Below are 19,711 nucleotides of genomic sequence, written 5' to 3' on the forward strand. Positions count from 1 at the left end.
CCATGGTGTCTGCGATGCTCTCGCGGATCTTCCTCGCTGCTGCCGGCGTGTTCGCACTGTTCGCAGTCGTTCTGCTCTACCGGGTGGTCCGCGGGCCGACCACGCAGGACCGAATCGTCGCCATCAACGTCGTCGGCACGAACACCGTCATCGTCATCGCCCTAGTGAGTGTCGCGCTCGGTGAATACGGCTACTTGGACGTGGCGCTGGTGTACGCCCTCCTCAACTTCGTGATGAGCATCGCCGTCTCGAAGTTCACCGTCGAGTGGGGTGGCGTCATATGACGCCCGTCGAGTATCTGGCGGCTGCGCTCGTCATCGGCGGGACGTTCTTCGGCCTCGTCGCCACAGTCGGGCTACTCCGCCTGCCAGACCTCTACTCGCGCCTCCACGCGGCCTCGAAAAGCGACACGCTCGGTTCGGTGCTCGCCATCGCCGGGACCGCCACGGTCCTCGGGGTCACCACCGAGTCGATGAAGATGGTCTTCCTGCTTCTGTTTCTCTTCCTGACGAGCCCAACCGCCGCCCACGCCATCGCCCGCGCGGGCCGGGCGCAGGACGTCGAGCCGGTCGGCGAGAACGCCGCCTGGGACGAGGACGAGGGGGGAGAGACGCAGTGAGCCTCTCGCTCCCCGTCGCAGCGGTCCTCCTGTTCATCGTCGGGAGCGCCCTCGCTGCCGCCCTCCTCCGCGACGTGGTCGGTAGCATCGTCGCCTTCGCGGGCTACAGTTTCGGCGTCGCCGTTCTCTGGGCGTTCCTCCGGGCGCCGGACGTCGCACTCACCGAGGCTGCCGTCGGCGCCGGCATCACGACCGTCCTGTTCTTGCTCACCATCGCCCGGACCACCGTCTCGCGCTCCGAGCGGTTCGAAGGGATCAGCCTTCGGTCCGCTCTGGCCGTCGTCGCCATCGTCGTCACGGTCGGCGCGACGGTCCCGGCCCTTCCCCCGGTCGGATCCGCCGGGACGCCGATCCTGGGCGGCGAGGTGAGCCAGTATTACCTCGACAACGCCTACAAGCAGACCGGCGTGACGAACGTCGTCACGGCGGTTCTCGTCGGCTATCGGGGTTTCGACACCCTCGGGGAGGCGGCGGTCGTCTTCGCCGCGGGCATCGCGATGCTGCTCGTACTCCGACGGGAGGCGTTCGTATGAGCGATCGGGACCCACCCTCGGCCGCCGACCACACGGACCGGGACGACGCGGCCCCGACCGACGGCCGCCTCACTCGCCCTGCGGAGGATCGACCGCCCTACGTGGAGAGTACGATCATCATGACGACCGTGCGGGTCATCGCTCCCTTCGTGTTGACCCTCGGCGTGTTCGTCATGTTCCACGGCGCGAGTTCCGCCGGCGGCGGCTTCCAGGGTGGCGTCATCGCCGCGACGACCGTCGTCATGCTCGGGTTCGCGTTCGGCATCGAGCCCATCGCGGCCCACCTGCGCAACGAACACCTGGCCGGCCTCGTCCTCGCCGGACTGGGAACCTTCCTCCTCGTCGGCTTCGGGGGGTATCTCGTCGGCGACACCTTCCTGCAGGTCTCCGCGTACGAGACGCTCTTCCATCATGGTAGCAAGTACAGCATCGAACTCGTGGAAGTCGGCATCGGCATGGTGGTCGCCGGCGTCATCACCGGACTCTTTTTCCTGCTCGGGACCGGCGTCGATACCGCCCGCGAAGCGACCGAACCGGGCGAGGAGGACGGCTAGATGATCGAACTCCTGACGACGAAGTACACGTACCTCGCCGTGGTGATCCTGCTCGCCATCGGTGCGTACGTCATGATCGAGAGCGACAACTTCGTGAAGAAGATCATCGGGATGAACGTCTTCCAGACGGGCATCTTCGTGTTCTTCATCTCGGCTGCGTTCCGCACGGGCGGACGCTCGCCGGTCGTCTCGAGCGGCGGGAGCGGTGGCGGCTCGTTCGTCAGCCCGCTCCCTCACGTCCTGATCCTGACCGCCATCGTGGTCGGCGTGAGCCTCACCGCCGTCGCCCTCGGCCTCGTCGTGCGCATCTACGAGAGCTACGGCACCGTCAACGAGGACACCTTGCGGGAGGTGCGGGCGAATGAGTGACGCGTTCCTCCCGCTGCTGGTCGCCATCCCCCTGTTCGGTGCGCTCCTCGCCGTCGCGACGGGACTGGTGACGGTCCGCGGCCCGGCGCTGGTCGCATGGGTGACCCTCGCCGTGCAGACGCTCCTCGCGGCGTGGCTCGGCACGACCGCCCTCACCGAGGGCCCGCTCTCGGTCGGCGTCGGCGGGTTCGTCGCCCCCTACGGCATCGAACTCGTCGTCGACGGCCTGTCGGCGGTCGTACTCGTCCTGGTCGCGGTCGTCTCGCTCGCCGCGCTGGCGTTCGTGAGCGAGGACGACCCCGGCGGCACAGCCTTCTACACCGAGTACCTCCTACTCGCGACCGGGCTCTCGGGGATGGCCGTCACCGGCGACGTGTTCAACCTCTATGTCTTCCTCGAAATCACGGGGCTGGCGACCTACGCGCTGGTCGCGAGCGCCGGAACCGGCCGATCCGCGGTGTCGGCGCTCAAATACCTCCTGTTCGGGACCGTCGCCGCCTCGCTGTACCTGCTCGGCGTCGGCTACGCCCTCGTGGCGACGGGGACGCTCAACATGGCCGACCTCTCGACGGAGCTGGCACGGGCCGGCTACGGCTCGCCGCTCGTGCTCGCTTCCTTCGGGTTCATCGTCGTCGGTCTCGCGACCAAGACGGCGCTGTTCCCGCTTCACACCTGGCAACCCGACGCCTACGGCGACGCCCCGGACAGCGTGAGCGCGGTGATCGCCGCGCTCGTCTCGACCGTGGCGGCGTACGCCCTGTTGCGGCTGGTGTACACCGTCTACACGCCGGCGTTCTTCGAGGCCGTACCCGTCGCTCGGGACGCCCTGATCGCCTTCGCGGCCGTCAGCATCGTCGTCGGGAGCGTCCTCGCCGTCGCTCAGTCCGAGGTCAAGCGGATGCTCGCGTACTCCTCGGTCTCCCAGTACGGCCTGGTCGTCGTCGGGATCGCCATCGGCACGCCGGCGGCCGTCTTCGGCGCCGTCGTTCACCTCCTCGGCCACGCGATCATGAAGGGCGGGCTGTTCGTCGCTGCGGGCGCCGTCGCCGACCTGACTGGCGCCCGGACCGTCGAGGAGTACGCCGGCCTCGCCGACCGATTCCCAGTCCTCGGCGGGGCGAGCGCCGTCCTCATGCTCGCGATGGTGGGCGTCCCACCCGCCGTCGGCTTCGCGGGCAAATGGTACATCGCCCTCGGCGCCGTTCGCGCGGGCACCTGGCCGGTCGCGGTCGTCATCTTCGCCTCGACGCTGCTGACGCTCGCGTACTTCGCTCTGCTCGTCGAGCGGATGTTCGTCGCGCCGGCCTCCGCGAGCGTGCGCGCCGCGACCGACGGCGGGAGCGACGGCCCCGACCGACCCTCCGAGCCGAGTCGCCGTGCGCTCGCCCTCGTCGTCGGCGCCGCCGTCGTCGCCGTTGCCCTCGGCGTCGTCGTCACCGACCTCGGGACTGCGCTCGAACCGACCATCGACACGCTCCTCTCGCCATGACCGACATCGCCTCACTCAGACCGGCTCTGGCCGTCGCCGTCGCGGCGGTGGCCGTCGTACCGATCCTCGCCTCCGCCCGCCGGCCGAACCTCCGTGAAGCGTGGACCGTACTCGCAGCCGGGGGTGCCTTCGCCCTCGTCGCCAGCATGCTCCCCGACGCCCTCGCCGGGACGGTCCACGTCTCGACGCTCGGATCGCTCGTCGCCGGCGTCGAACTCTCCTTGCGGGCGGACCCACTCGGGATGCTTTTCGCTACGGTCGCGAGCCTGCTCTGGCTGGTGACCAGTTTCTACAGCGTCGGCTACATGCGCGGTCTCGACGAGGACGACCAGACACGCTACTTCGCGGCCTTCGCAGCGAGCGTCGCCGCCGCCATCGGCGTCGCCTTCGCCGCCAACCTCGTCACCCTCTTTGTCTTCTACGAACTCCTGACGGTCGCCACGTACCCGCTGGTCACCCACGACGAGACGGCCGAGGCCCGCGCCGCCGGCCGCAAGTACCTCGCGTACACCTTCGGGGGTGGCGTGGCCGTCCTCGCCGGGACGGTGCTGGTGGCGACGCTGACCGGCACGACGGCCTTCTCAGCGGGCGGCATCGCCGGCCTCGCGAACGCCGACCCCGTCCTCGCGCGGGCGGCGTTCGTCCTCCTGATCGGCGGGTTCGGCGTCAAGGCGGCGCTCATGCCCCTGCACTCCTGGCTCCCGGACGCGATGGTGGCGCCGACGCCCGTCTCCGGCCTGCTCCACGCCGTCGCCGTCGTCAAGAGCGGCGTCTTCGGCATCGCGCGGGTCGTCCTCGACGTCTACGGCGTCGACCTCACCGGATCGCTGGGGATGGGGCTCCCGCTAGCTGTCGTCGCCGCCGCCACCCTCCTGCTCGCGAGCGTCATCGCGCTCAGGCAGGACAACCTCAAGCGTCGACTCGCGTTCTCGACGGTGAGTCAGCTCTCCTACATCGTCCTCGGCATCGCCATCCTCGACCCGCAGTCGATCGTCGGCGGACTCCTGCATATCCCCGCCCACGCGTTCATGAAGCTCACACTCTTCTTTACCGCGGGAGCCATCCACGTCGAGACCCACACCGACGACATCAGCGAGATGGCCGGCATCGGCAAGCGCATGCCGCTGACGATGCTCGCGTTCGGCGTCGCTGCCGCAGGAATGGCCGGCATTCCGCTGGTTGCCGGCTTCGTCAGCAAGTGGTATCTCCTGTTGGGGAGTGTCGGCGCCGGTCAGCCGGTGTTCGCCGTCGTCCTTCTGCTCTCGGGCGTCCTCAACATCGCGTACTTCTGGCCCGTCTTCTACCAGGCGTTCTTCGAGAGCGAAGACGAACACGACGCCAAACCGCTCCTCGAGTTCCCGCTGGGCGGCGAGACGCGATCGATCCTCCCCGAGACGCCGACACCGGATCCCGACCCCGTGACTGACGGCGGTCCCGCGAGCGACGAGAGCGGGACCCCGTCGGGCAGGGAGTCCAACGGCGGTCACGAGGATGACGACGTGGTGGAGGAAGCCCCCCACGGCGGCCACGAGAGCCACCACGGCGGGCCGCCCGCGGACGGCTGGGAGCGTCGCGGCTGGCGCGGCGGGGAGAGCACGTGGTTCATACTCGGTCCCATCCTCGCGGCGATGACGGGTGCCGTCGTCCTCGGCGTGATTCCGGGGACTGCGGTCTTCCTCCGGCTGGTGAAGGTCATCACGACGGCGGCGACGGGGGTGGCCGTCTGATGGCCTCGCCGCTCACCGCCGTCCCGCCGGGACTCCTCGTCCTCGCCGCGGCGCTGGTGACGGGGGTGGCCGGCCGCCGCCTCGGCCACCTCGTCGGCGGCCTCACGACCGCGCTGGTCACCGTTTGGGTGTGGATCGTTCCGGCCGGCACCCACCTGCCCGGGACGCTCTTTGGCTTCGACGCCGTCCTCTTCAGGGTCGATCCGTTCTCGCGCGTCGTCGGCCTCGTGTTCGCCTTCATCGCCACCGTCGCCGTCGGCTACTCGTGGGCGACCGACGCGAACGAGCGACAGACCGCCTACGCGCTCACCTACGTCGGATCCAGCCTCGGGGCCGTCTTCGCCGGCGACTGGCTGACGATGGTCGTGTGGTGGGAGCTGATGGCCGTAACGAGTACGATCCTCGTCTGGGACTACGGCGGGAAGGCCGTGCGTGCGGGCTTTCGATACGCCGTCCTCCACGGGGTCGGGGGCAGCCTCGTCCTCGGGGGGATCGCCTGGCATTACGCGACCGTCGGTTCCTTTCTCTTTTCGGCGGCCGACGGCATGGTCGGTACCGTCGCGCAGGCGCTCGTCGCCGTCGGTATCGGCGTCAACGTCGGCTTCATCGGCCTGCACGCGTGGCTCCCCGACACCTACCCGCGCCCGCACATCGCTGCGAGCGTCTTCCTGTGTGTCTACACTACCAAGACGGGGGTGTACGCGATGTACCGAGCGTTCCCCGAGGGTCACCTTTTGATCGCCTACATGGGCGGGGCGATGGCCGTCTTCGGCGCCGCCGCCGCCCTCCTTCAGAACGACATGCGCCGCCTGCTCTCCTATCACATCCAGTCGCAGGTCGGCTACATGGTCGCGGGGGTGGGAATCGGCGGCGCGCTGGCACAGGCGGGCGCGTTCGGTCACGTCTTCAACCACATCCTCTACAAGAGTCTCCTGTTCATGACCGCCGGCGCGGTCGTCTACAGCACCGGCGAGGAGAACCTGAAGCATCTCGGCGGTCTCGCTCGGAAGATGCCCGTCACCGCCGCGGCGTTCACCGTCGCCGCGCTCTCCATCGCCGGCTTCCCCGGGTTCAACGGGTTCGTCAGCAAGGGCATCGTCATCTCCGCCAGCCACTACGAGTTCGTGAAGGGGCCGCTCGTCGTTGGCGACTTCTACACGCTGGAGTTGTTGCTCCTCGTCGGCGGCGTCGGAACCTTCCTGTCGTTCATCAAGTTCGGCTACTACGCCTTCCTCCACGGGCCGTACGAGGGCGACTCCGTGACGCCGGCACCGCGAAGACAGCAAGTTCCGATGGTGCTCGTCGCGGCGCTGTGTGTGTTCTACGGCGTCTTCGACGGTGCGCTGTTCGCTCTGCTCCCGTTCGACGTGACCGACGGCGCCGTCGTCGGCCACGTGTACCACACCTACACCGTCCCCCACGTGGTCGAGGGTCTCGTCCTCGCGGCGGCGGGCGTGGTCGGCTTCGTGATCCTGAAGCGCCCGCTGTCGAAGGTGGGCCGGGTTCCCGACGTCGACGCGGGGTACAACCGGCTCGTCTTCTATGGAACGCGGACGGTGGTCTACGGGGTGACCGAGACGTACGCGGCCGTGGATCGAGTCGCCGTCGCCCTCGCCGACCGTGCCGCAGCGGTCCGCGCCGATCCCGCCGCACTCTCGCGGTTCCGGGCCGACATCGGCGGGAGCATCTTCATCCTCATGATCGTTCTCGGCGGCGTGCTGGCGTGGCTGGGTCTCGTCTGATCCCGACCGGCGACCGACGAGCCGAACGCGCCTCGGCCGGACCGCGGTCCCCCCGTGTGCCCCGGGGCGTCCCTACATTTACAATCCGACACCCAAGATAGTGTCACACGCCGATGAGGGGGTATCTATCTGCGGCCGATGCGGACGGGGGACGGGTTCCGCTCGACGCACACACGGAGCTGTACCGCGAGGCCGAGGAGAACAACCGCGTGGTCGCGGAAACGGCGGGCACCGTCCGGCCGCTCGGGGTGGCCGACGCGACGGTATCGCGCAAGCAAAACGACCGGGCGCCGGTGACGCTGATTCCGCGTGCCGAGTCCGTCGAGATCCGAAACGACGGCAACACCAACGGCGTCACGGTCACCACCGGCGACGACGACTTCGACATCGAGGAGGGATTCGCCGAGACGGTCGCTCGGGACGCGACCATCTCCCTCGGATACCGGACGACGATCCATCTCACCGTCGAGCGCGAGGCGACCGTCGTCCACCAGGGGGAGGGCGACGTGGTCGTGGGCGATCAGACGAATGTAGACCGGAGTACGACCGTCGGCGACGACAACGTCATCAACCGGTCGACGATCGGTGAGGGCGCTGCCCGCTCCGGGCGTCGCGACGCCGAAAGCGGTGGTGACGGCGGGCCGACGACGGATACCGGACCCACGTACTGCACCGACTGCGGCACGAAGCTCGCGGATGGAATCTGCCCCGAATGTGACCGGGGGCGGGCCGACGGGGATACGAAGAAGTTCTGTGAGCGCCACGAACGACCCTACACGGGCGACGCCTGTCCGGAATGTCGGCGGTCGAGGTGACGCGTGATGCCGACCACCGCCGCCGGGACCGACGTCGGTCGGGAGCGTGACCACAACGAGGACGACATGCTCGTGGCCGCCATCGACGACTGGACGGTCCTCGCTGTCGCCGACGGGATGGGCGGCCACCGGGCCGGCGACGTGGCCAGCGAAACCGCCCTCCACGGGTTCGAGGCGGCACTCACGGACAGCCTCGGCGACGACTGCGCGCCCGACGACGTCTCGGCGACCCTCCGGGCGGCGGTCGAAAGTGCCAACGAGCGCGTCCGTTCTCGGGGCGAAAACGGCCGGGAGGAGATGGGAACGACACTCGTCGGCGCCCTCGTTCGGGACGGCCGGGCGACGGTCGTCAACGTGGGCGACAGCCGTGCGTACCACGTCTCCGAGTCGGCGATCGACCGGATCACGGTCGACCAGTCGGTCGTGCGGACCTTGGTCGACGAGGGGATGATCGACGAGTCCGAGGCCGCCGATCACCCACAGCGACACGTCCTCTCGCAGGCGCTCGGGACGAGCGAGACCGTCGATCCCGACGTGTACGAACGATCGCTCGACGGGACGCTCCTGCTCTGCTCCGACGGGCTGACCGAAGAGGTCCCGGAATCGACGATCCACGAGATCGTCACGACGACACCGCTCGATACGGCCGTCGACCGCCTCCTCGAGGCTGCGAACGGAAACGGCGGGAGCGACAACGTCACCGTCGTCCTCGGTCGCGAGTGACGGCTCCACCCCCGACCCGATGCATAAAACATTTGACCCCAGGTAATTATATTTCATTACACGATGAGCGACTTTCCCGACTACCTCGACGTCGACTACACCGACGGTGAGGGCGAGACGCCGGACGACTATCCGACGCTGGAAGACAAGATCGAGAAGGCCATCGAAGTCACCCATCAGGGCCTCGAACAGTACGAGACCCCCGCCGTGATGTGGACCGGCGGGAAGGACTCGACGCTCACGCTCTACTTCATCAAGGAGGTGGCCGAGAAGTTCGACCTCGAGACGCCGCCCGCGGTGTTCATCGACCACTACCAGCATTTCGACGCCATTCACGACTTCGTCGACCGCTGGGCCGAGGAGTGGGACCTCGACGTCATCTACGCCCGCAACGAGGACGTGGGCGACTACGTCGACGAACACGGCCTCGAACCGGGCGACGACATCCCCGTCTCGGCACTCTCCGAACACAACCAGCACCACATCCGCAACATCCTCGAGTACGAGGAGGACGACTTCCCGTTCCTGCTCGACACCTACGTCGGCAACCACCTGCTGAAGACCGTCGCGCTCAACGACGCACTGGAGGAGTACGGCATCGACGGCGTCATCTCCGGCGTCCGCTGGGACGAACAGGAGGCCCGCGCCGACGAGACGTTCTTCAGTCCGCGCCACGACCCCGACATCTACCCGCCCCACGACCGCATCCAGCCGATCCTGCAGTTCGCGGAGCGCGACGTCTGGGACGCCTTCTGGAACTACGTGGTGCCCGACACGGTCGAGGGCTTCCCGGAGGAGGGCTACGTCCCGCAGGGCGCCGAGGACCTACCGAACGGCCTGACGCAGGACGACATCCCGGTCAGTCCCAAGTACTTCGCCGGCTTCCGGTCGCTGGGAAGCGAGGTCAGCACCGAGAAGTCCGACGAGGAGCCCGCGTGGCTCCAGGACATCGAGAACACGACCGAACGCGCCGGCCGCGCCCAGGACAAGGAGGATCTGATGGAGCGCCTCCGCGACCTGGGTTACATGTAGGCCGGTTTCATACGGACTATCGTAAGTCATCACCGCTGGTTCGCCTGGCCGTCTCGGCGAACCAGCGGTAAACAGTTACAATAAACCGTATCACAGCGTGATCACCTGATCGACCCCCGCCTCGCCGAGCGCGGCGTAGAGGTCGGGGAAACAGCCGACCGTCACGCCGTCGACGACGTCCCGTGGTTCGTACCGTTCGCGGCCGCTCGCGTGTTCGCCGGCGCGCTCGGCCAACCCACGTTTCGTCGCACAGCGGTCACACAGCATGAGCAGGATGTCGCGGTCGTCGGCGACCGCCGCGAGGCGCTCACCCAGCGGGTCGCCCTCCCGGAGCGCGTAGACGTTGTCGTGAAAGAAGAACATCCCTGCCACCTCCGCGCCGTGATCGTCCAACTCCAGTTGCGGGACGATCATGTCGCCGAGGACGTAGTCGACTGTTCGACCGGCCGTGGTGAACACGTACGCGACACGCATCGTCGATACCACGTCGCGGGGGATAAAGTCGTCTTGGACGTCGTCCCGGCGTCCACGCGGCGTCGACGACGGTCCAGTCACCGTCCACGGCGTCGACCGCAGTCCCTATGCCGTTGCTCGCCGTATCCCCGCCGATGACCGACCAGTGGGCGAGCCTCTTTTCGGGCGGCAAAGACTCCTCGTGGGCGCTCTATCGCGCGCTCGAACGCGGCCTCGACGTGACGCGACTGGTGACCGTCCACCCCGGCGAGGACTCGTACATGTACCACGTCCCGGCGACCGACCTGGCCGCGCTGGCGGCCGAGAGCATCGGGATCGACCTGCTGGAGATCGACCCGGACGACCTCGGCGCCGCGGCCGCGACGGATTCGGCGACGCAGGGCGACGCCGAACTCGAACCGCTGGAGGCCGCCCTTCGTGACCTCGCGACCGAGATCGACCTCGCGGGGGTCACCGCCGGGGCCGTCGAGAGCGAGTTCCAGACCAGTCGCATCGAGGCCATGTGTGAGCGCCTGGCGATCGACCTGTTCGCGCCGCTGTGGCAACGCGACCCGATCGCTCTCGGCGAAGCCATGCTCGATGCCGGGTTCGAGATCCTGATCGTGCAGGTGGCGGCCGGCGGCCTCGACGAATCGTGGCTCGGCCGTCGACTCGACGCCGACGCCCTGGCGGACCTCGCCGCGCTCAACGAGGAGTGCGGGGTCCACCCGCTCGGCGAGGGCGGCGAGTTCGAGACGCTCGTGACCGACGCGCCACACATGCGGCGGCCGATCGAACTGGCGTCGGAACCGGTGTGGGAGGGCACTCGGGGCTACCTGCGGATCACGGACGCCCGTCTCGGCGATCCAGGCGAGGGTTGATAACCCCCCACGACGAACCGGCGATCATGGACACCCCCTGTCGCGAACGCGGCGTCTCGCCTGTCGTCGGGGTCGCGCTCATGGTGGCGCTCGTGGTGGTCCTGGCGCTCGTTCTCGCGACGCTCGCGCTGGGGGTCGAGATGCCGAGTGATCCTCACCCGCAGTACAGCTACCGGACCGAGTACGTCGCCGACGGGGAGGGCAACACGAACGACCGCCCGTACGTGACGCTCACGCTCTCGGGGGGGCAGATCGAGGTGGGAGAGGACTTCTACATCGTCGACAGTGACGGCAACGAAGTCCGGTGGGACGCCGTCTGGACCACGTCGGGGCCGCTGACGGCCGGCGACTACGCCCACGTCGACGGCTACGGGAGCGACAGCGCGCTGAATCACGCCTGTGAGGGCGAGGTGTACCGGTTCATTCACCGGCCGAACGCCGAAGAGAGCGCCGTCCTAGCGACGATCGAGATCGAACGGCCGGCGGTCGGACCCGCCACCGCTCACTGCTAGGCGCGTAGGGACCGGTTGCACACCTGATTTCACGCAATCTTGCGATCAGGTGTGCAGCGACGTGCGACGGCTAGAATAGGCCTACGCGTCCCGGCTGCCGTCCGTCATCGTCGAGTGGGCGCCGATGAGTGCGTCCGCGAGGTCGAGGTTCTCGACCCGCGTCTCCTCGTCGATGATCGACCCGCGGACGTCCGCGTTGCGGATGGTCGCGTTGGGAAAGACGACGGTCCGTTCGAGCGTCGAGTCGACGACTTCCGCGCCTGCCATCACGTGCACGTCCCCGCGGAGGGTGGCGTTCTCGACGGTGGCCGTCTCGTCGACGCGGACGTCGCCGTCGAGGTGCCAGGCGACGGCGTCGAGGTAGCTCTCCGGCGTGCCGATGTCAAACCACGCGCCGTCGAAGGTGAAGGCGTGAACCGGCTGTCGGGCCTGGATCCACTGGATGAACCACCCGGGTTCGTCCGGATTCTCCCCCGCCGCCAGATACTCCTCGAACAGCGGGAGGGTGTCCGCGGGAAAGGCATAGCAGGCGACGGAGACGAGCGTGCTCTTGGGGTCGTCGGGTTTCTCCTGGAAGTCGACGACGCGGTCGCCGTCGAGATCGACGAGACCGTACGAGCTGGCCCGCTCTTTCGATCCCACGTCGTAGGCCGCGAGCGTGGGCGTTCCCTTGGCGTCGAAGAAGTCGACGAACTCCCCGAGGTCGAAACTGATGAGGTTGTCGCCGGCGACGACGAGCAGGTCCTCCTCGACGCCCTCGCGCTCGATGAGTTGGGCGAGCGCACCGACGACGCCGAACTTCTCGTCTTCGGCCGTCGTCTCCTCGACGGAGAGCGTCGGTTTCTCGAACTCGCTGTCGGCGAGATACGAGGCGAACTCGTCGGCGAACCGTTCGTTGGTGCTGACGTACACCTCGGAGATCCGGTCGTCGGCTTCCAGATCCGCGAAGACGGTGTCGATGACCGTCGACTCGCCGACGGGCAGGAACATCTTGGGCCGATGTTTGGTGATCGGCCAGAGCCGCGTCGCGTAGCCGCCCGCCAGAACGATGGCCTTCATACGAACACCGACCGACTACAGTGCCAAGTTTGTTTTGTATCTCGCCACCGATGGCCCCGGAAGAAAGGGCTATGCGGCCGACCGCCGAACGGGACCGTATGGAACCGACGACACGGGAGCGGATCGCCACCGTCCTTCGGGACGAGGCCGCGACGCCGAGCGAGCTATCGACTCGGGTCGGCACCGCCAGAAACGCCGTCTACGACCACCTCCGACACGTCGCCCGGTCGCTCTCGGACACCGACGAGCAGTTGCTCGTCTCGCCGCCCACCTGCCGGGACTGTGGCTTCGATGCTTTCGACGATCCGCTCAACGATCCCTCGAACTGCCCCGAGTGTCGGAGCGAGAGCGTCGCCGAACCCGCCGTTCGCATCGACTAGTCGTCCGTTCGGCCCGGGAACGGAGACCGGCGGCCCGCGTGCGGCGAGCGTCGTCCCCGCTCAGTTCAGGTGACAGGCACTCTCCCGCAGCGGTCCGAACGCGCCGTACAGTTCGTCGGCCGCATCGGCGGCCCGGCCCGCGATGAGGGCGTCGACCGCCGCTCCGACGGCGTGCTCGGCGGCCGAATCCGAGAGAGGTTCCGGGAGGCGAAAGGCCGCCCGGACTGCCAGGCGGTCGACCCCGCCCTCCCGGTCGGTCCCGTCGGCACACCGCTCGCGGACCCGGTCGGTCACCGCGTCGGCCGGCGCGTCGACGAGCGTCGCCACCCACACCCGGAACTCCTTGATCGCCGCCCACTCCGACGGCGAGAGGTCCGTGTCGTCGGGCACGAGACCGGGTCGATCGCGCCGACACACCGTCGGGAAGGCATCGGCCAGCCGATCGGACGCCCCCTCGTCGTCGCCGACGACGACGCGGTCCAGCGCGTCCGAGAGCGCGGCCTCGGCGCGGTCGTCCGGAAGCGTCGCCGGCACGTCGAACTCCTCGCGGATCGCCGCCCGCACCGCCGCCGGATCGGCGTCGGCGGGGTCGTCGGTCTCGGCGGCGTACGCACGCGCGGCCTCGACGTCGATCCCCTGCGAGGCGATCCGGAGGCGAAGGTTCAATACCGCCCGCCACGTCCCGTCGCCGAGATCGTAGTCAGCGTCGGAGATCACCTCGGGACAGCGGGTGTGGAACCGACAGCCCGGTGGGGGATCGGAGGGGCTCGGGACGTCGCCCGTGAGCCTCGTTCCCTGACCCCGGCGGCGCGGGTCGGCTATCGGCGTCGACCCCAGCAACGCCCGGGTGTAGGGATGGCTTGGGTCCTCGAACAGCGTCTCGGTCGGCGCCGTCTCGACGATTTCGCCGAGATACATCACCGCCACCCGGTCACAGACTTCGCGAACGACGCCCATGTCGTGACTGATGACGAGGATGGCGATGCCGAACGTCTCCTGGAGGCGGTCGATCAGGTCGAGGATGTCCGCCTGTACGCTCACGTCGAGCGCGCTCACCGGTTCGTCGGCGACGATCAGGTCCGGGTTGATGACCAGGGCCCGCGCCAGCCCGATCCGCTGTTTCTGTCCGCCCGAGAACTCGTGGGGATAGCGGTCCACGTCGTCGGCGGACAGGCCGACCCGTTCGAGCAGGTCGCCGACGATTCGGCGGCGGCGGTCCCGGTCGCGCATTCCGTGGACACGAAGTGGTTCGGCGACGGACTCGCCGATGCTCATGCGCGGATCGAAACTCGACGTGGGGTCCTGAAACACCATCTGTGCGCGCCGTCGGAACCGCTTCAGCTCCCGGTCGTCGTAGGCGGTCACGTCCTCGCCGTCGAAGACGACGTGGCCGTCGGTCGGCTCCTCCAGTCGGAGCGCGGTCGTCGCCGCCGTCGACTTCCCACAGCCCGACTCGCCGACGAGGCCGAGTGTCTCGCCCCGCCCGACAGTGAAGCTCACGCCGTCGACGGCACGGACCCGTCCGACCTCGTTTCGGAGGACACCCTCGGTGACCGGGTAATGTTTGGTCAGTCCCTCCACGTCGAGCAGCGGGCGGGTCACGTGCGGTCCTCCCGGTCGGTGTCGGCGTCGGTCCCGTCGCGGTCCTCTCCGAAGGAATCGGCGCGGATCGTCCGGTCCGTCGGCGGGGTACCGACGGTGTCCGGATCGGTCCCGTCGTCGCCGGCCGCTTCGGTCCCGTCTCGACCCTCGGACTCGGGACGGCCCCCCCGAACTACCGACGGATCGCCGCCGGGTTCGTAGTGGACACACGAGACGACGTGATCGTCGTCGCCGTCGACGGCGTAGTCGGGTGGCTGGTCACCTCGCTTACAGGCATCGACGGCGTACTCACAGCGCGGGTGGAACCGACAGCCGTCGGGGGGATCGGTCGCCGAGGGGAGTCGGCCGCCGATCGAGGCGGCGCCGCCGCCACGGCCCGGGAGACAGCCGAGCAGCGCCCGCGTGTAGGGGTGGGACGGCCGCTCGAACGCGTCGAAGACGCCGCCGCGCTCCATCACTTTGCCGGCGTACATCACGACGACGCGATCCGCCACCTCGGCGACGACCCCGAGGTCGTGCGTGATCAACAGGATGCTCATATCGAACTCCGCCTGTAGCTCCGAGAGCAGGGAGAGGATCTGGTTCTGGATAGTCACGTCGAGGGCCGTCGTCGGTTCGTCCGCGATCAGCAGGTCGGGGTTGGTCGCGAGCGCCATCGCGATGGCGACGCGCTGTTTCATGCCGCCCGAGAACTCGTGGGGGTAGTCGTCGAACCGGCGGGTCGCCTCCGGGATGCCGACCCGGTCGAGGAGGTCGACGGCCCGGTCCCGGGCCCGTTCGCGGGCGACGTCCTCGTGGATGCGGATGGCCTCGACGATCTGCCAGCCCACGGTGTAGACCGGGTTGAGCGCACCCTGTGGGTTCTGGAACACGTGAGCGATCCGATCGCCGCGGAGGTCGCGCAGGGCCTCGTCGTCGAGGTTCGTGAGGTCCCGGCCGTCGAAGACGATCTTGCCGCCGGCGATCTCGCCGGGCGGCGTCCGGAGCAGGCGCGTGATGGACTCGCCGGTGACGGTCTTGCCGCTCCCGGACTCGCCGACCAGACAGACCGTCTCGCCGCGGCCGACGTCGAAACTGACGCCGTCGACCGCGCGGACGAGTCCGTCGTCGGTGTGGAAGACGGTTCGCAGGTCGCGGATCGAGAGCAGTGGTTCGGTCATGTTTCCTGTCTCGGGTCGAGTGCGTCACGCAGCGCGTCGCCCATGAAGTTGAACGCGAGGATAGTCATAAAGAGGACGACGCCGGGGAACGTCGACACCCACCACGCCGTCGAGAGGTCGCTCCGCCCGTTGGCGATCACCTGCCCCCACGAGGGGACCGTCGGATCGCCCAGCGAGAGGAAAGAGAGCGACGCCTCGAAGAGGATGAAGCCTGGGATCAGGAGGGTGGCGGCCGTGATGACGCTGTTGGAGACGTTGGGGACGAGGTGGCGCCGGATGACATAGAGCGTTCCCGCGCCGGCGCTCCGGGCGGCCGTGATATACTCCTCCTCGGCCCGTTGGAGCGCCTCGGAACGAACCAGGCGGGCGATGGAACCCCAGCCGGTTAGCCCGAAGATGACGATGAACATGAACAGGCTCCCGCCGAAGAGGTAGGTGAGCAGGAGATAGAGGAAGAAAGCGGGGAAGACGAGTTGGACGTCCACGTACCGCATCAGGAGTTCGTCGACGAGGCCACCCCCGTAGGCCGCCACGGTGCCGACGGTGGTTCCGATGGTCACCACGAGCAGCGTGGAGATGAGGCCGACCTTCATGCTCACCTGCATCCCGTAGACGACGAGGACGAGGATGCCCTTGCCGTCGCCGGTGGTACCGAGCGGGTGGGCCATCGTCCCGGTACAGCGGCCGTTGGCCACCTCGCCCAGACAGTTCACCGGCACCGACGCGTCGACGCTCGTGAGGACGGGGGGCTGGTAGGCTCGTTCCAACGCGAGCGTCGGCTTATCGAGAAAGAGCGGTCCGACGACACCGATCAGGAAGACCACGAACAGGTAGCCGAGACTCACGACGGCCATCCGGTTCTTGCGGAACTCCCGCCAGTAGTAGGCGGTCAGCCGGCGGTTGTCGTAGAGCGGAACGACGACGTAGAAGAGTAGCGCCAGCAGCGTCGAGACGAACAGCCAGTCGAGTTGCGTGACGTTCCACTCGAGCGGGACCGTGATCGTCGGTCGGCTGGCCGGCAGGATCGCGTAGTCGTAGACGAAGACGGCGACGACCCCCAACGCGGTCAGGGCTGCCCACCGATCCCGCCGCGAGAGGGTGGAGAGTCGACTGCGCGTCTCGGTCCAGTCGACCGATTCGAAGGTGTCTTCGCTGCCCATCAGCGATCACCGTAGTCGATCCGCGGGTCCAGTACGGTGTACGCCACGTCCTGTACGAGGTTGCCGATGACCGAGACGAACGTGAAGATGAGGGTCGTCCCCAACACCAGCGACGTGTCCTGGGCGATGATGGCCTTGTACGACAGTTGCCCCAGTCCGGGGATGCCGAAGACCACCTCGACGAGGTACGACGCCGCGAGGAAGATGCCGAGGATGTCGCCGACGAGGATGGTCATCAGGGGCACCGCCGCCGGCCGCAGGATGTGACGGGTGAGGACGCGATAGCCGTCGGCGCCCTTCGACCGGGCCGTCTTGACGAACTCGGCCTCGACGTACTCCAGGGCCTCCGCCCGGGAGTAGCGCATCACGCCCGCGATGGTGCCCGTCACGAGGACGACGACGGGCAACACCAACTGGCGGGCCATCCCGAGGCTGAAAAAGGGGATATCGGAGTCGAAGACCACGGGGAACCAGCCGAGTTGGACGCCGAAGACCAACAGGAGGATGATGCCGAACCAGAAGTTCGGGATGGCGTAGCCGAAGAACGCAAAGAAGGTGGCCGCGTAGTCGGTCTTGGTGTACTGGTGGGTCGCGGAGTAGAGGCCGATCGAGAGGCCGAGTACGATCGAGATGATCGTCGTCGGCACGGAGTAGATCGCCGTGTACGGCAAGGCGTTGGCGATGGCCGTGGTAACGGGCTGTGAGCGACTCTGTGACCAGCCCCAGTTGAGCGTCACCATGTTGTGCATGTACTCGCGGTAGCGGACCCACGGCGAGCGATCCAGGCCGCGCCGCGCCTCGAAGGCCTCCTCGGCGGCCGCCGCGGACCCGCCGCTGGCGGCGGCCTGGAACTGCATCTGTTCGGCCGCCGGGTTCGGCGTGATGGCGAGGAGTCCCCACGTCAGCGAGAGGATGAGGTAGGTCGCGACGACCGCCCACACCACCCGCCGGACCACGTACCAGCGCATGCTCACGGATTCGGTCGCGCCCCCGTCACGCGAAGTACCACGTCTGGGAGTCCCACCCCGTGTTGAACTCCTCGTCGTACCCCCTGACGTCGGACGCGTACCCGGTGATGCTCGACGGTAGGGCGAGGAAGCCGAAGGGTTGTTCCTCGCTGATCACCCCGAACGCCTCCCCGAAGAGTTCGCGACGGCGCTCCTCGTCGGTCGTGGCCGACGCCCGCTCGTACAGCTCCGAGATGTTCGCCTCGGGATAGTAACCGTAGAAGTTGATCCCCCCGCGCTTCTCGAAGAAGCCCTTGCTGGAGGCCGGCGTGAACGGGTACGTGTTGAACTGGAGGTTGATCGACATATCCCACGGCTCGGCGCTGGTGGCCACGTCCCGGGGGCCGCCGTTGAACACGCCCGCGGTCCACTCGGGGTCGGCGCCCTCCGGAGCCGACGTCTGGACGTAGTTGTTCTGGAACGTCGACGACGAGACGGCCTCGGGCTGGACGTCGATGCCGGCGTTCTCGCCGAACTCCTGGGCGATGTACTCCGCGACGGTACCCTCGGTCGGCTGTCCGGAGTCGTAGTAGATGGAGAGGGTCACCTGCTCGCCCGACCCATCGACGAGCGTCTCGCCGTCGTAGGCGTACTCGGTGTCCGACAGCGCGGATTCGAGCCGCGACCGCGTGGGTTCCGGGCCGTACCTGTCGCCGACGCCGAACGCCTCGACCCGGCTGTCGTCGTACCAGTCGGACCACCGCGGCTGCATCGTCTGAGCCACGTCGGCGTAACCCCGGAGGACGTTCTCGACGACTGTCTCCTTGTTCACCGCGAAGGCGAGCGCGCGGCGGACCGCCTTCGATCGGAACGGCTTCCACCCGTTCGCCCGCATGTTGTAGACGATCAACCGGAGGTACGGCTGGGGGGTGACGTTGACCGTGACGTTCGACAGGTTCTCGAACCGCGTGGCTTTGTCGGGCGGGATGCCCGCGGAGTCGACTTCACCGGACTCCAAGGCACCCAGGCGGGTGCTCTCCTCGCTGATGATCCGTGTGGTCTCCCCCTCGAAGTACGGCGCCTCGGCGAAGCGCTCGGGGATCCCCTCGACGTCCTGCAGGTAGTAGTCGTCATTGCGGGTGACGGTGTACCGTGCCGACCGTTCCCACGACTCGTAGGTGTAGGGACCGAGATTGCCCGTGTACGCCAGCGTGTTGAGTTCCTCGTCCTGCTTGAGTCCCTTCGTGTCCTGATTCGGGACGTACTTCTCTAAGATTCCCTTGGGAATACACTGCTGGCGCCAGAGCATCGGCTTGAACGGCAGCGAGGGATCCACCTCGAACAGCCGGATCTCGAAGGTCAGTTCTCCCGTCCGCTCGACGGGGACCGGTTCGCGTTGTCCCGACTCGGGGTTCACCCGGAACCAGTCGCCGGCGTTCGGATAGCCGCTCCAGTTCGGCTGGGCCTGGAAGACGTTCTTGATCATGTAGACCCAGTCCTCGGCGGTCATCCGGCCGTAGCCCGCCCCCCACTCCAAGTTGTCCCGGAGTTCGATCTCGTAGACGCGCCCGTCGTCGGTCGAGTAATCCCCCCAGAGCGGGAAGATCTCCCGGTTCGGCTTGATCGCCCAGATGCCATCGAGCGTGGCGGTGACGAACGAACCGGAGGTGGCATCGGCGATGGTCAGCCAGTTGAGCGACTGGGCGTCGACGCTCGACGCGGAGACGTACCTCCCCCCGACGCTCCGGTCGGTTCCCTCCGTGTTGGTGGTGTCGCTCCCGTTCCCCGAACAGCCAGCGAACCCGGCGACGCCCGTCGCCCCGAGAAGTTTCAACACGTCGCGGCGCCCCCGCCGCCCCCGACGCTCCGCCGTGCCCAGAGTACCCCGGCGGTCGTTACCAGACGCCATACCTCTTCAAAACGTCGGTGCGCACTAATACCCATCGGTCAGTAG

General features: G+C 67.9%; 20 protein-coding genes and 1 pseudogene. 14 read left to right on the forward strand and 7 right to left on the reverse strand.

What is annotated here, in order from left to right; genetic code table 11:
* The first annotated feature begins 2 nt into the window (after positions 1-2).
* The 11 genes from NBT82_RS06510 to NBT82_RS06560 all read left to right on the forward strand — a co-directional run bounded on the left by NBT82_RS06510 (position 3) and on the right by NBT82_RS06560 (position 9,603).
* The gene (locus NBT82_RS06510; protein ID WP_251330741.1) at positions 3-284 is read left to right on the forward strand and encodes a cation:proton antiporter; all 282 of its coding nucleotides are present in this window, start codon (positions 3-5) and stop codon (positions 282-284) included.
* Positions 281-619: a monovalent cation/H(+) antiporter subunit G gene (gene mnhG / locus NBT82_RS06515; RefSeq protein WP_251330742.1), complete on the forward strand. Its 339-nt coding sequence runs from the start codon at positions 281-283 to the stop codon at positions 617-619. The genes NBT82_RS06510 and mnhG overlap by 4 nt, the downstream gene beginning before the upstream one ends.
* Positions 616-1,152, forward strand: coding sequence for a DUF4040 domain-containing protein (locus tag NBT82_RS06520; protein WP_251330743.1), 537 nt, complete (start codon positions 616-618; stop codon positions 1,150-1,152). Before mnhG ends, NBT82_RS06520 begins: the two co-directional genes overlap by 4 nt.
* The gene (locus NBT82_RS06525) at positions 1,149-1,706 is read left to right on the forward strand and encodes an MnhB domain-containing protein (protein ID WP_251330744.1); all 558 of its coding nucleotides are present in this window, start codon (positions 1,149-1,151) and stop codon (positions 1,704-1,706) included. The genes NBT82_RS06520 and NBT82_RS06525 overlap by 4 nt, the downstream gene beginning before the upstream one ends.
* Positions 1,707-2,075: a cation:proton antiporter subunit C gene (locus NBT82_RS06530; RefSeq protein WP_251330745.1), complete on the forward strand. Its 369-nt coding sequence runs from the start codon at positions 1,707-1,709 to the stop codon at positions 2,073-2,075.
* Positions 2,068-3,564, forward strand: a complete 1,497-nt coding sequence (locus tag NBT82_RS06535; RefSeq protein WP_251330746.1) for a proton-conducting transporter transmembrane domain-containing protein — start codon at positions 2,068-2,070, stop codon at positions 3,562-3,564. Before NBT82_RS06530 ends, NBT82_RS06535 begins: the two co-directional genes overlap by 8 nt.
* Positions 3,561-5,291, forward strand: coding sequence for a proton-conducting transporter transmembrane domain-containing protein (locus tag NBT82_RS06540; RefSeq protein WP_251330747.1), 1,731 nt, complete (start codon positions 3,561-3,563; stop codon positions 5,289-5,291). Before NBT82_RS06535 ends, NBT82_RS06540 begins: the two co-directional genes overlap by 4 nt.
* A complete protein-coding gene (locus NBT82_RS06545; RefSeq protein ID WP_251330748.1) occupies positions 5,291-7,033 on the forward strand; it encodes a Na(+)/H(+) antiporter subunit D in 1,743 nt (580 codons plus the stop codon). Before NBT82_RS06540 ends, NBT82_RS06545 begins: the two co-directional genes overlap by 1 nt.
* 113 nt (positions 7,034-7,146) lie before the next feature.
* Entirely contained in the window at positions 7,147-7,848 is a 702-nt protein-coding gene (locus NBT82_RS06550) for a hypothetical protein (RefSeq protein ID WP_251330749.1), read from the forward strand.
* Positions 7,849-7,854: 6 nt separating this feature from the next.
* Entirely contained in the window at positions 7,855-8,571 is a 717-nt protein-coding gene (locus tag NBT82_RS06555; protein WP_251330750.1) for a PP2C family protein-serine/threonine phosphatase, read from the forward strand.
* A gap of 63 nt (positions 8,572-8,634) precedes the next feature.
* Complete coding sequence (locus NBT82_RS06560; protein ID WP_251330751.1) at positions 8,635-9,603, forward strand: phosphoadenosine phosphosulfate reductase family protein; 969 nt, start codon at positions 8,635-8,637, stop codon at positions 9,601-9,603.
* A gap of 90 nt (positions 9,604-9,693) precedes the next feature.
* Here the strand turns inward: NBT82_RS06560 and NBT82_RS06565 are convergent, their stop codons facing one another.
* On the reverse strand, positions 9,694-10,077 hold the full coding sequence (locus tag NBT82_RS06565) for a SaoD/DsrE family protein (protein ID WP_251330752.1): 384 nt from the start codon (positions 10,075-10,077) through the stop codon (positions 9,694-9,696).
* A 134-nt stretch (positions 10,078-10,211) separates the two neighbouring features.
* Between NBT82_RS06565 and NBT82_RS06570 the strand changes: the two genes are divergently transcribed.
* Together NBT82_RS06570 and NBT82_RS06575 are read left to right on the forward strand one after the other, a co-directional pair.
* Positions 10,212-10,937, forward strand: a complete 726-nt coding sequence (locus NBT82_RS06570; RefSeq protein ID WP_251330753.1) for a diphthine--ammonia ligase — start codon at positions 10,212-10,214, stop codon at positions 10,935-10,937.
* 26 nt (positions 10,938-10,963) lie between these two features.
* Positions 10,964-11,449 (forward strand): type IV pilin domain-containing protein, encoded by a 486-nt coding sequence (locus NBT82_RS06575; RefSeq protein WP_251330754.1) that lies wholly within the window; start codon positions 10,964-10,966, stop codon positions 11,447-11,449.
* An 81-nt stretch (positions 11,450-11,530) separates the two neighbouring features.
* On the opposite strand, the gene NBT82_RS06580 is transcribed toward NBT82_RS06575, so the two are convergent.
* Positions 11,531-12,508 (reverse strand): nucleotidyltransferase family protein, encoded by a 978-nt coding sequence (locus tag NBT82_RS06580; RefSeq protein ID WP_251330755.1) that lies wholly within the window; start codon positions 12,506-12,508, stop codon positions 11,531-11,533.
* Between the two features lie 98 nt (positions 12,509-12,606).
* Between NBT82_RS06580 and NBT82_RS06585 the strand changes: the two genes are divergently transcribed.
* Positions 12,607-12,888: a transcriptional regulator gene (locus NBT82_RS06585; protein WP_251330756.1), complete on the forward strand. Its 282-nt coding sequence runs from the start codon at positions 12,607-12,609 to the stop codon at positions 12,886-12,888.
* Positions 12,889-13,278: 390 nt separating this feature from the next.
* On the opposite strand, the pseudogene NBT82_RS06590 reads toward NBT82_RS06585, so the two are convergent.
* The 5 genes and pseudogenes from NBT82_RS06590 to NBT82_RS06610 form a co-directional block, all read right to left on the reverse strand.
* A pseudogene (locus tag NBT82_RS06590) lies at positions 13,279-14,490 on the reverse strand (ABC transporter ATP-binding protein); the annotation flags it as partial.
* Complete coding sequence (locus NBT82_RS06595; RefSeq protein ID WP_251330757.1) at positions 14,487-15,650, reverse strand: ABC transporter ATP-binding protein; 1,164 nt, start codon at positions 15,648-15,650, stop codon at positions 14,487-14,489. The pseudogene NBT82_RS06590 and the gene NBT82_RS06595, both read right to left, overlap by 4 nt.
* On the reverse strand, positions 15,647-16,810 hold the full coding sequence (locus tag NBT82_RS06600) for an ABC transporter permease (RefSeq protein ID WP_251330758.1): 1,164 nt from the start codon (positions 16,808-16,810) through the stop codon (positions 15,647-15,649). The genes NBT82_RS06595 and NBT82_RS06600 overlap by 4 nt, the downstream gene beginning before the upstream one ends.
* Positions 16,810-17,778, reverse strand: coding sequence for an ABC transporter permease (locus NBT82_RS06605; RefSeq protein ID WP_251331365.1), 969 nt, complete (start codon positions 17,776-17,778; stop codon positions 16,810-16,812). The genes NBT82_RS06600 and NBT82_RS06605 overlap by 1 nt, the downstream gene beginning before the upstream one ends.
* A gap of 25 nt (positions 17,779-17,803) precedes the next feature.
* Positions 17,804-19,666, reverse strand: coding sequence for an ABC transporter substrate-binding protein (locus tag NBT82_RS06610; RefSeq protein ID WP_251330759.1), 1,863 nt, complete (start codon positions 19,664-19,666; stop codon positions 17,804-17,806).
* Between the last annotated feature and the right edge of the window lie 45 nt (positions 19,667-19,711).

The sequence above is a fragment of the Haloplanus sp. HW8-1 genome (assembly GCF_023703795.1).
GTDB classification, from domain to species: Archaea; Halobacteriota; Halobacteria; order Halobacteriales; family Haloferacaceae; genus Haloplanus; species Haloplanus pelagicus.

What these genes read in the sequence shown, in the direction of transcription:
- NBT82_RS06510 (WP_251330741.1), top strand. Translation starts at nt 3, where the DNA reads ATGGTGTCTGCGATGCTCTCGCGGATCTTCCTCGCTGCTGCCGGCGTG.
- mnhG (WP_251330742.1), top strand. Translation starts at nt 281, where the DNA reads ATGACGCCCGTCGAGTATCTGGCGGCTGCGCTCGTCATCGGCGGGACG.
- NBT82_RS06525 (WP_251330744.1), top strand. Translation starts at nt 1,149, where the DNA reads ATGAGCGATCGGGACCCACCCTCGGCCGCCGACCACACGGACCGGGAC.
- NBT82_RS06530 (WP_251330745.1), top strand. Translation starts at nt 1,707, where the DNA reads ATGATCGAACTCCTGACGACGAAGTACACGTACCTCGCCGTGGTGATC.
- NBT82_RS06535 (WP_251330746.1), top strand. Translation starts at nt 2,068, where the DNA reads ATGAGTGACGCGTTCCTCCCGCTGCTGGTCGCCATCCCCCTGTTCGGT.
- NBT82_RS06540 (WP_251330747.1), top strand. Translation starts at nt 3,561, where the DNA reads ATGACCGACATCGCCTCACTCAGACCGGCTCTGGCCGTCGCCGTCGCG.
- NBT82_RS06545 (WP_251330748.1), top strand. Translation starts at nt 5,291, where the DNA reads ATGGCCTCGCCGCTCACCGCCGTCCCGCCGGGACTCCTCGTCCTCGCC.
- NBT82_RS06550 (WP_251330749.1), top strand. Translation starts at nt 7,147, where the DNA reads ATGAGGGGGTATCTATCTGCGGCCGATGCGGACGGGGGACGGGTTCCG.
- NBT82_RS06555 (WP_251330750.1), top strand. Translation starts at nt 7,855, where the DNA reads ATGCCGACCACCGCCGCCGGGACCGACGTCGGTCGGGAGCGTGACCAC.
- NBT82_RS06560 (WP_251330751.1), top strand. Translation starts at nt 8,635, where the DNA reads ATGAGCGACTTTCCCGACTACCTCGACGTCGACTACACCGACGGTGAG.
- NBT82_RS06565 (WP_251330752.1), bottom strand. Translation starts at nt 10,077, where the DNA reads ATGCGTGTCGCGTACGTGTTCACCACGGCCGGTCGAACAGTCGACTAC.
- NBT82_RS06570 (WP_251330753.1), top strand. Translation starts at nt 10,212, where the DNA reads ATGACCGACCAGTGGGCGAGCCTCTTTTCGGGCGGCAAAGACTCCTCG.
- NBT82_RS06575 (WP_251330754.1), top strand. Translation starts at nt 10,964, where the DNA reads ATGGACACCCCCTGTCGCGAACGCGGCGTCTCGCCTGTCGTCGGGGTC.
- NBT82_RS06580 (WP_251330755.1), bottom strand. Translation starts at nt 12,508, where the DNA reads ATGAAGGCCATCGTTCTGGCGGGCGGCTACGCGACGCGGCTCTGGCCG.
- NBT82_RS06585 (WP_251330756.1), top strand. Translation starts at nt 12,607, where the DNA reads ATGGAACCGACGACACGGGAGCGGATCGCCACCGTCCTTCGGGACGAG.
- NBT82_RS06595 (WP_251330757.1), bottom strand. Translation starts at nt 15,650, where the DNA reads ATGACCGAACCACTGCTCTCGATCCGCGACCTGCGAACCGTCTTCCAC.
- NBT82_RS06600 (WP_251330758.1), bottom strand. Translation starts at nt 16,810, where the DNA reads ATGGGCAGCGAAGACACCTTCGAATCGGTCGACTGGACCGAGACGCGC.
- NBT82_RS06605 (WP_251331365.1), bottom strand. Translation starts at nt 17,778, where the DNA reads ATGCGCTGGTACGTGGTCCGGCGGGTGGTGTGGGCGGTCGTCGCGACC.
- NBT82_RS06610 (WP_251330759.1), bottom strand. Translation starts at nt 19,666, where the DNA reads ATGGCGTCTGGTAACGACCGCCGGGGTACTCTGGGCACGGCGGAGCGT.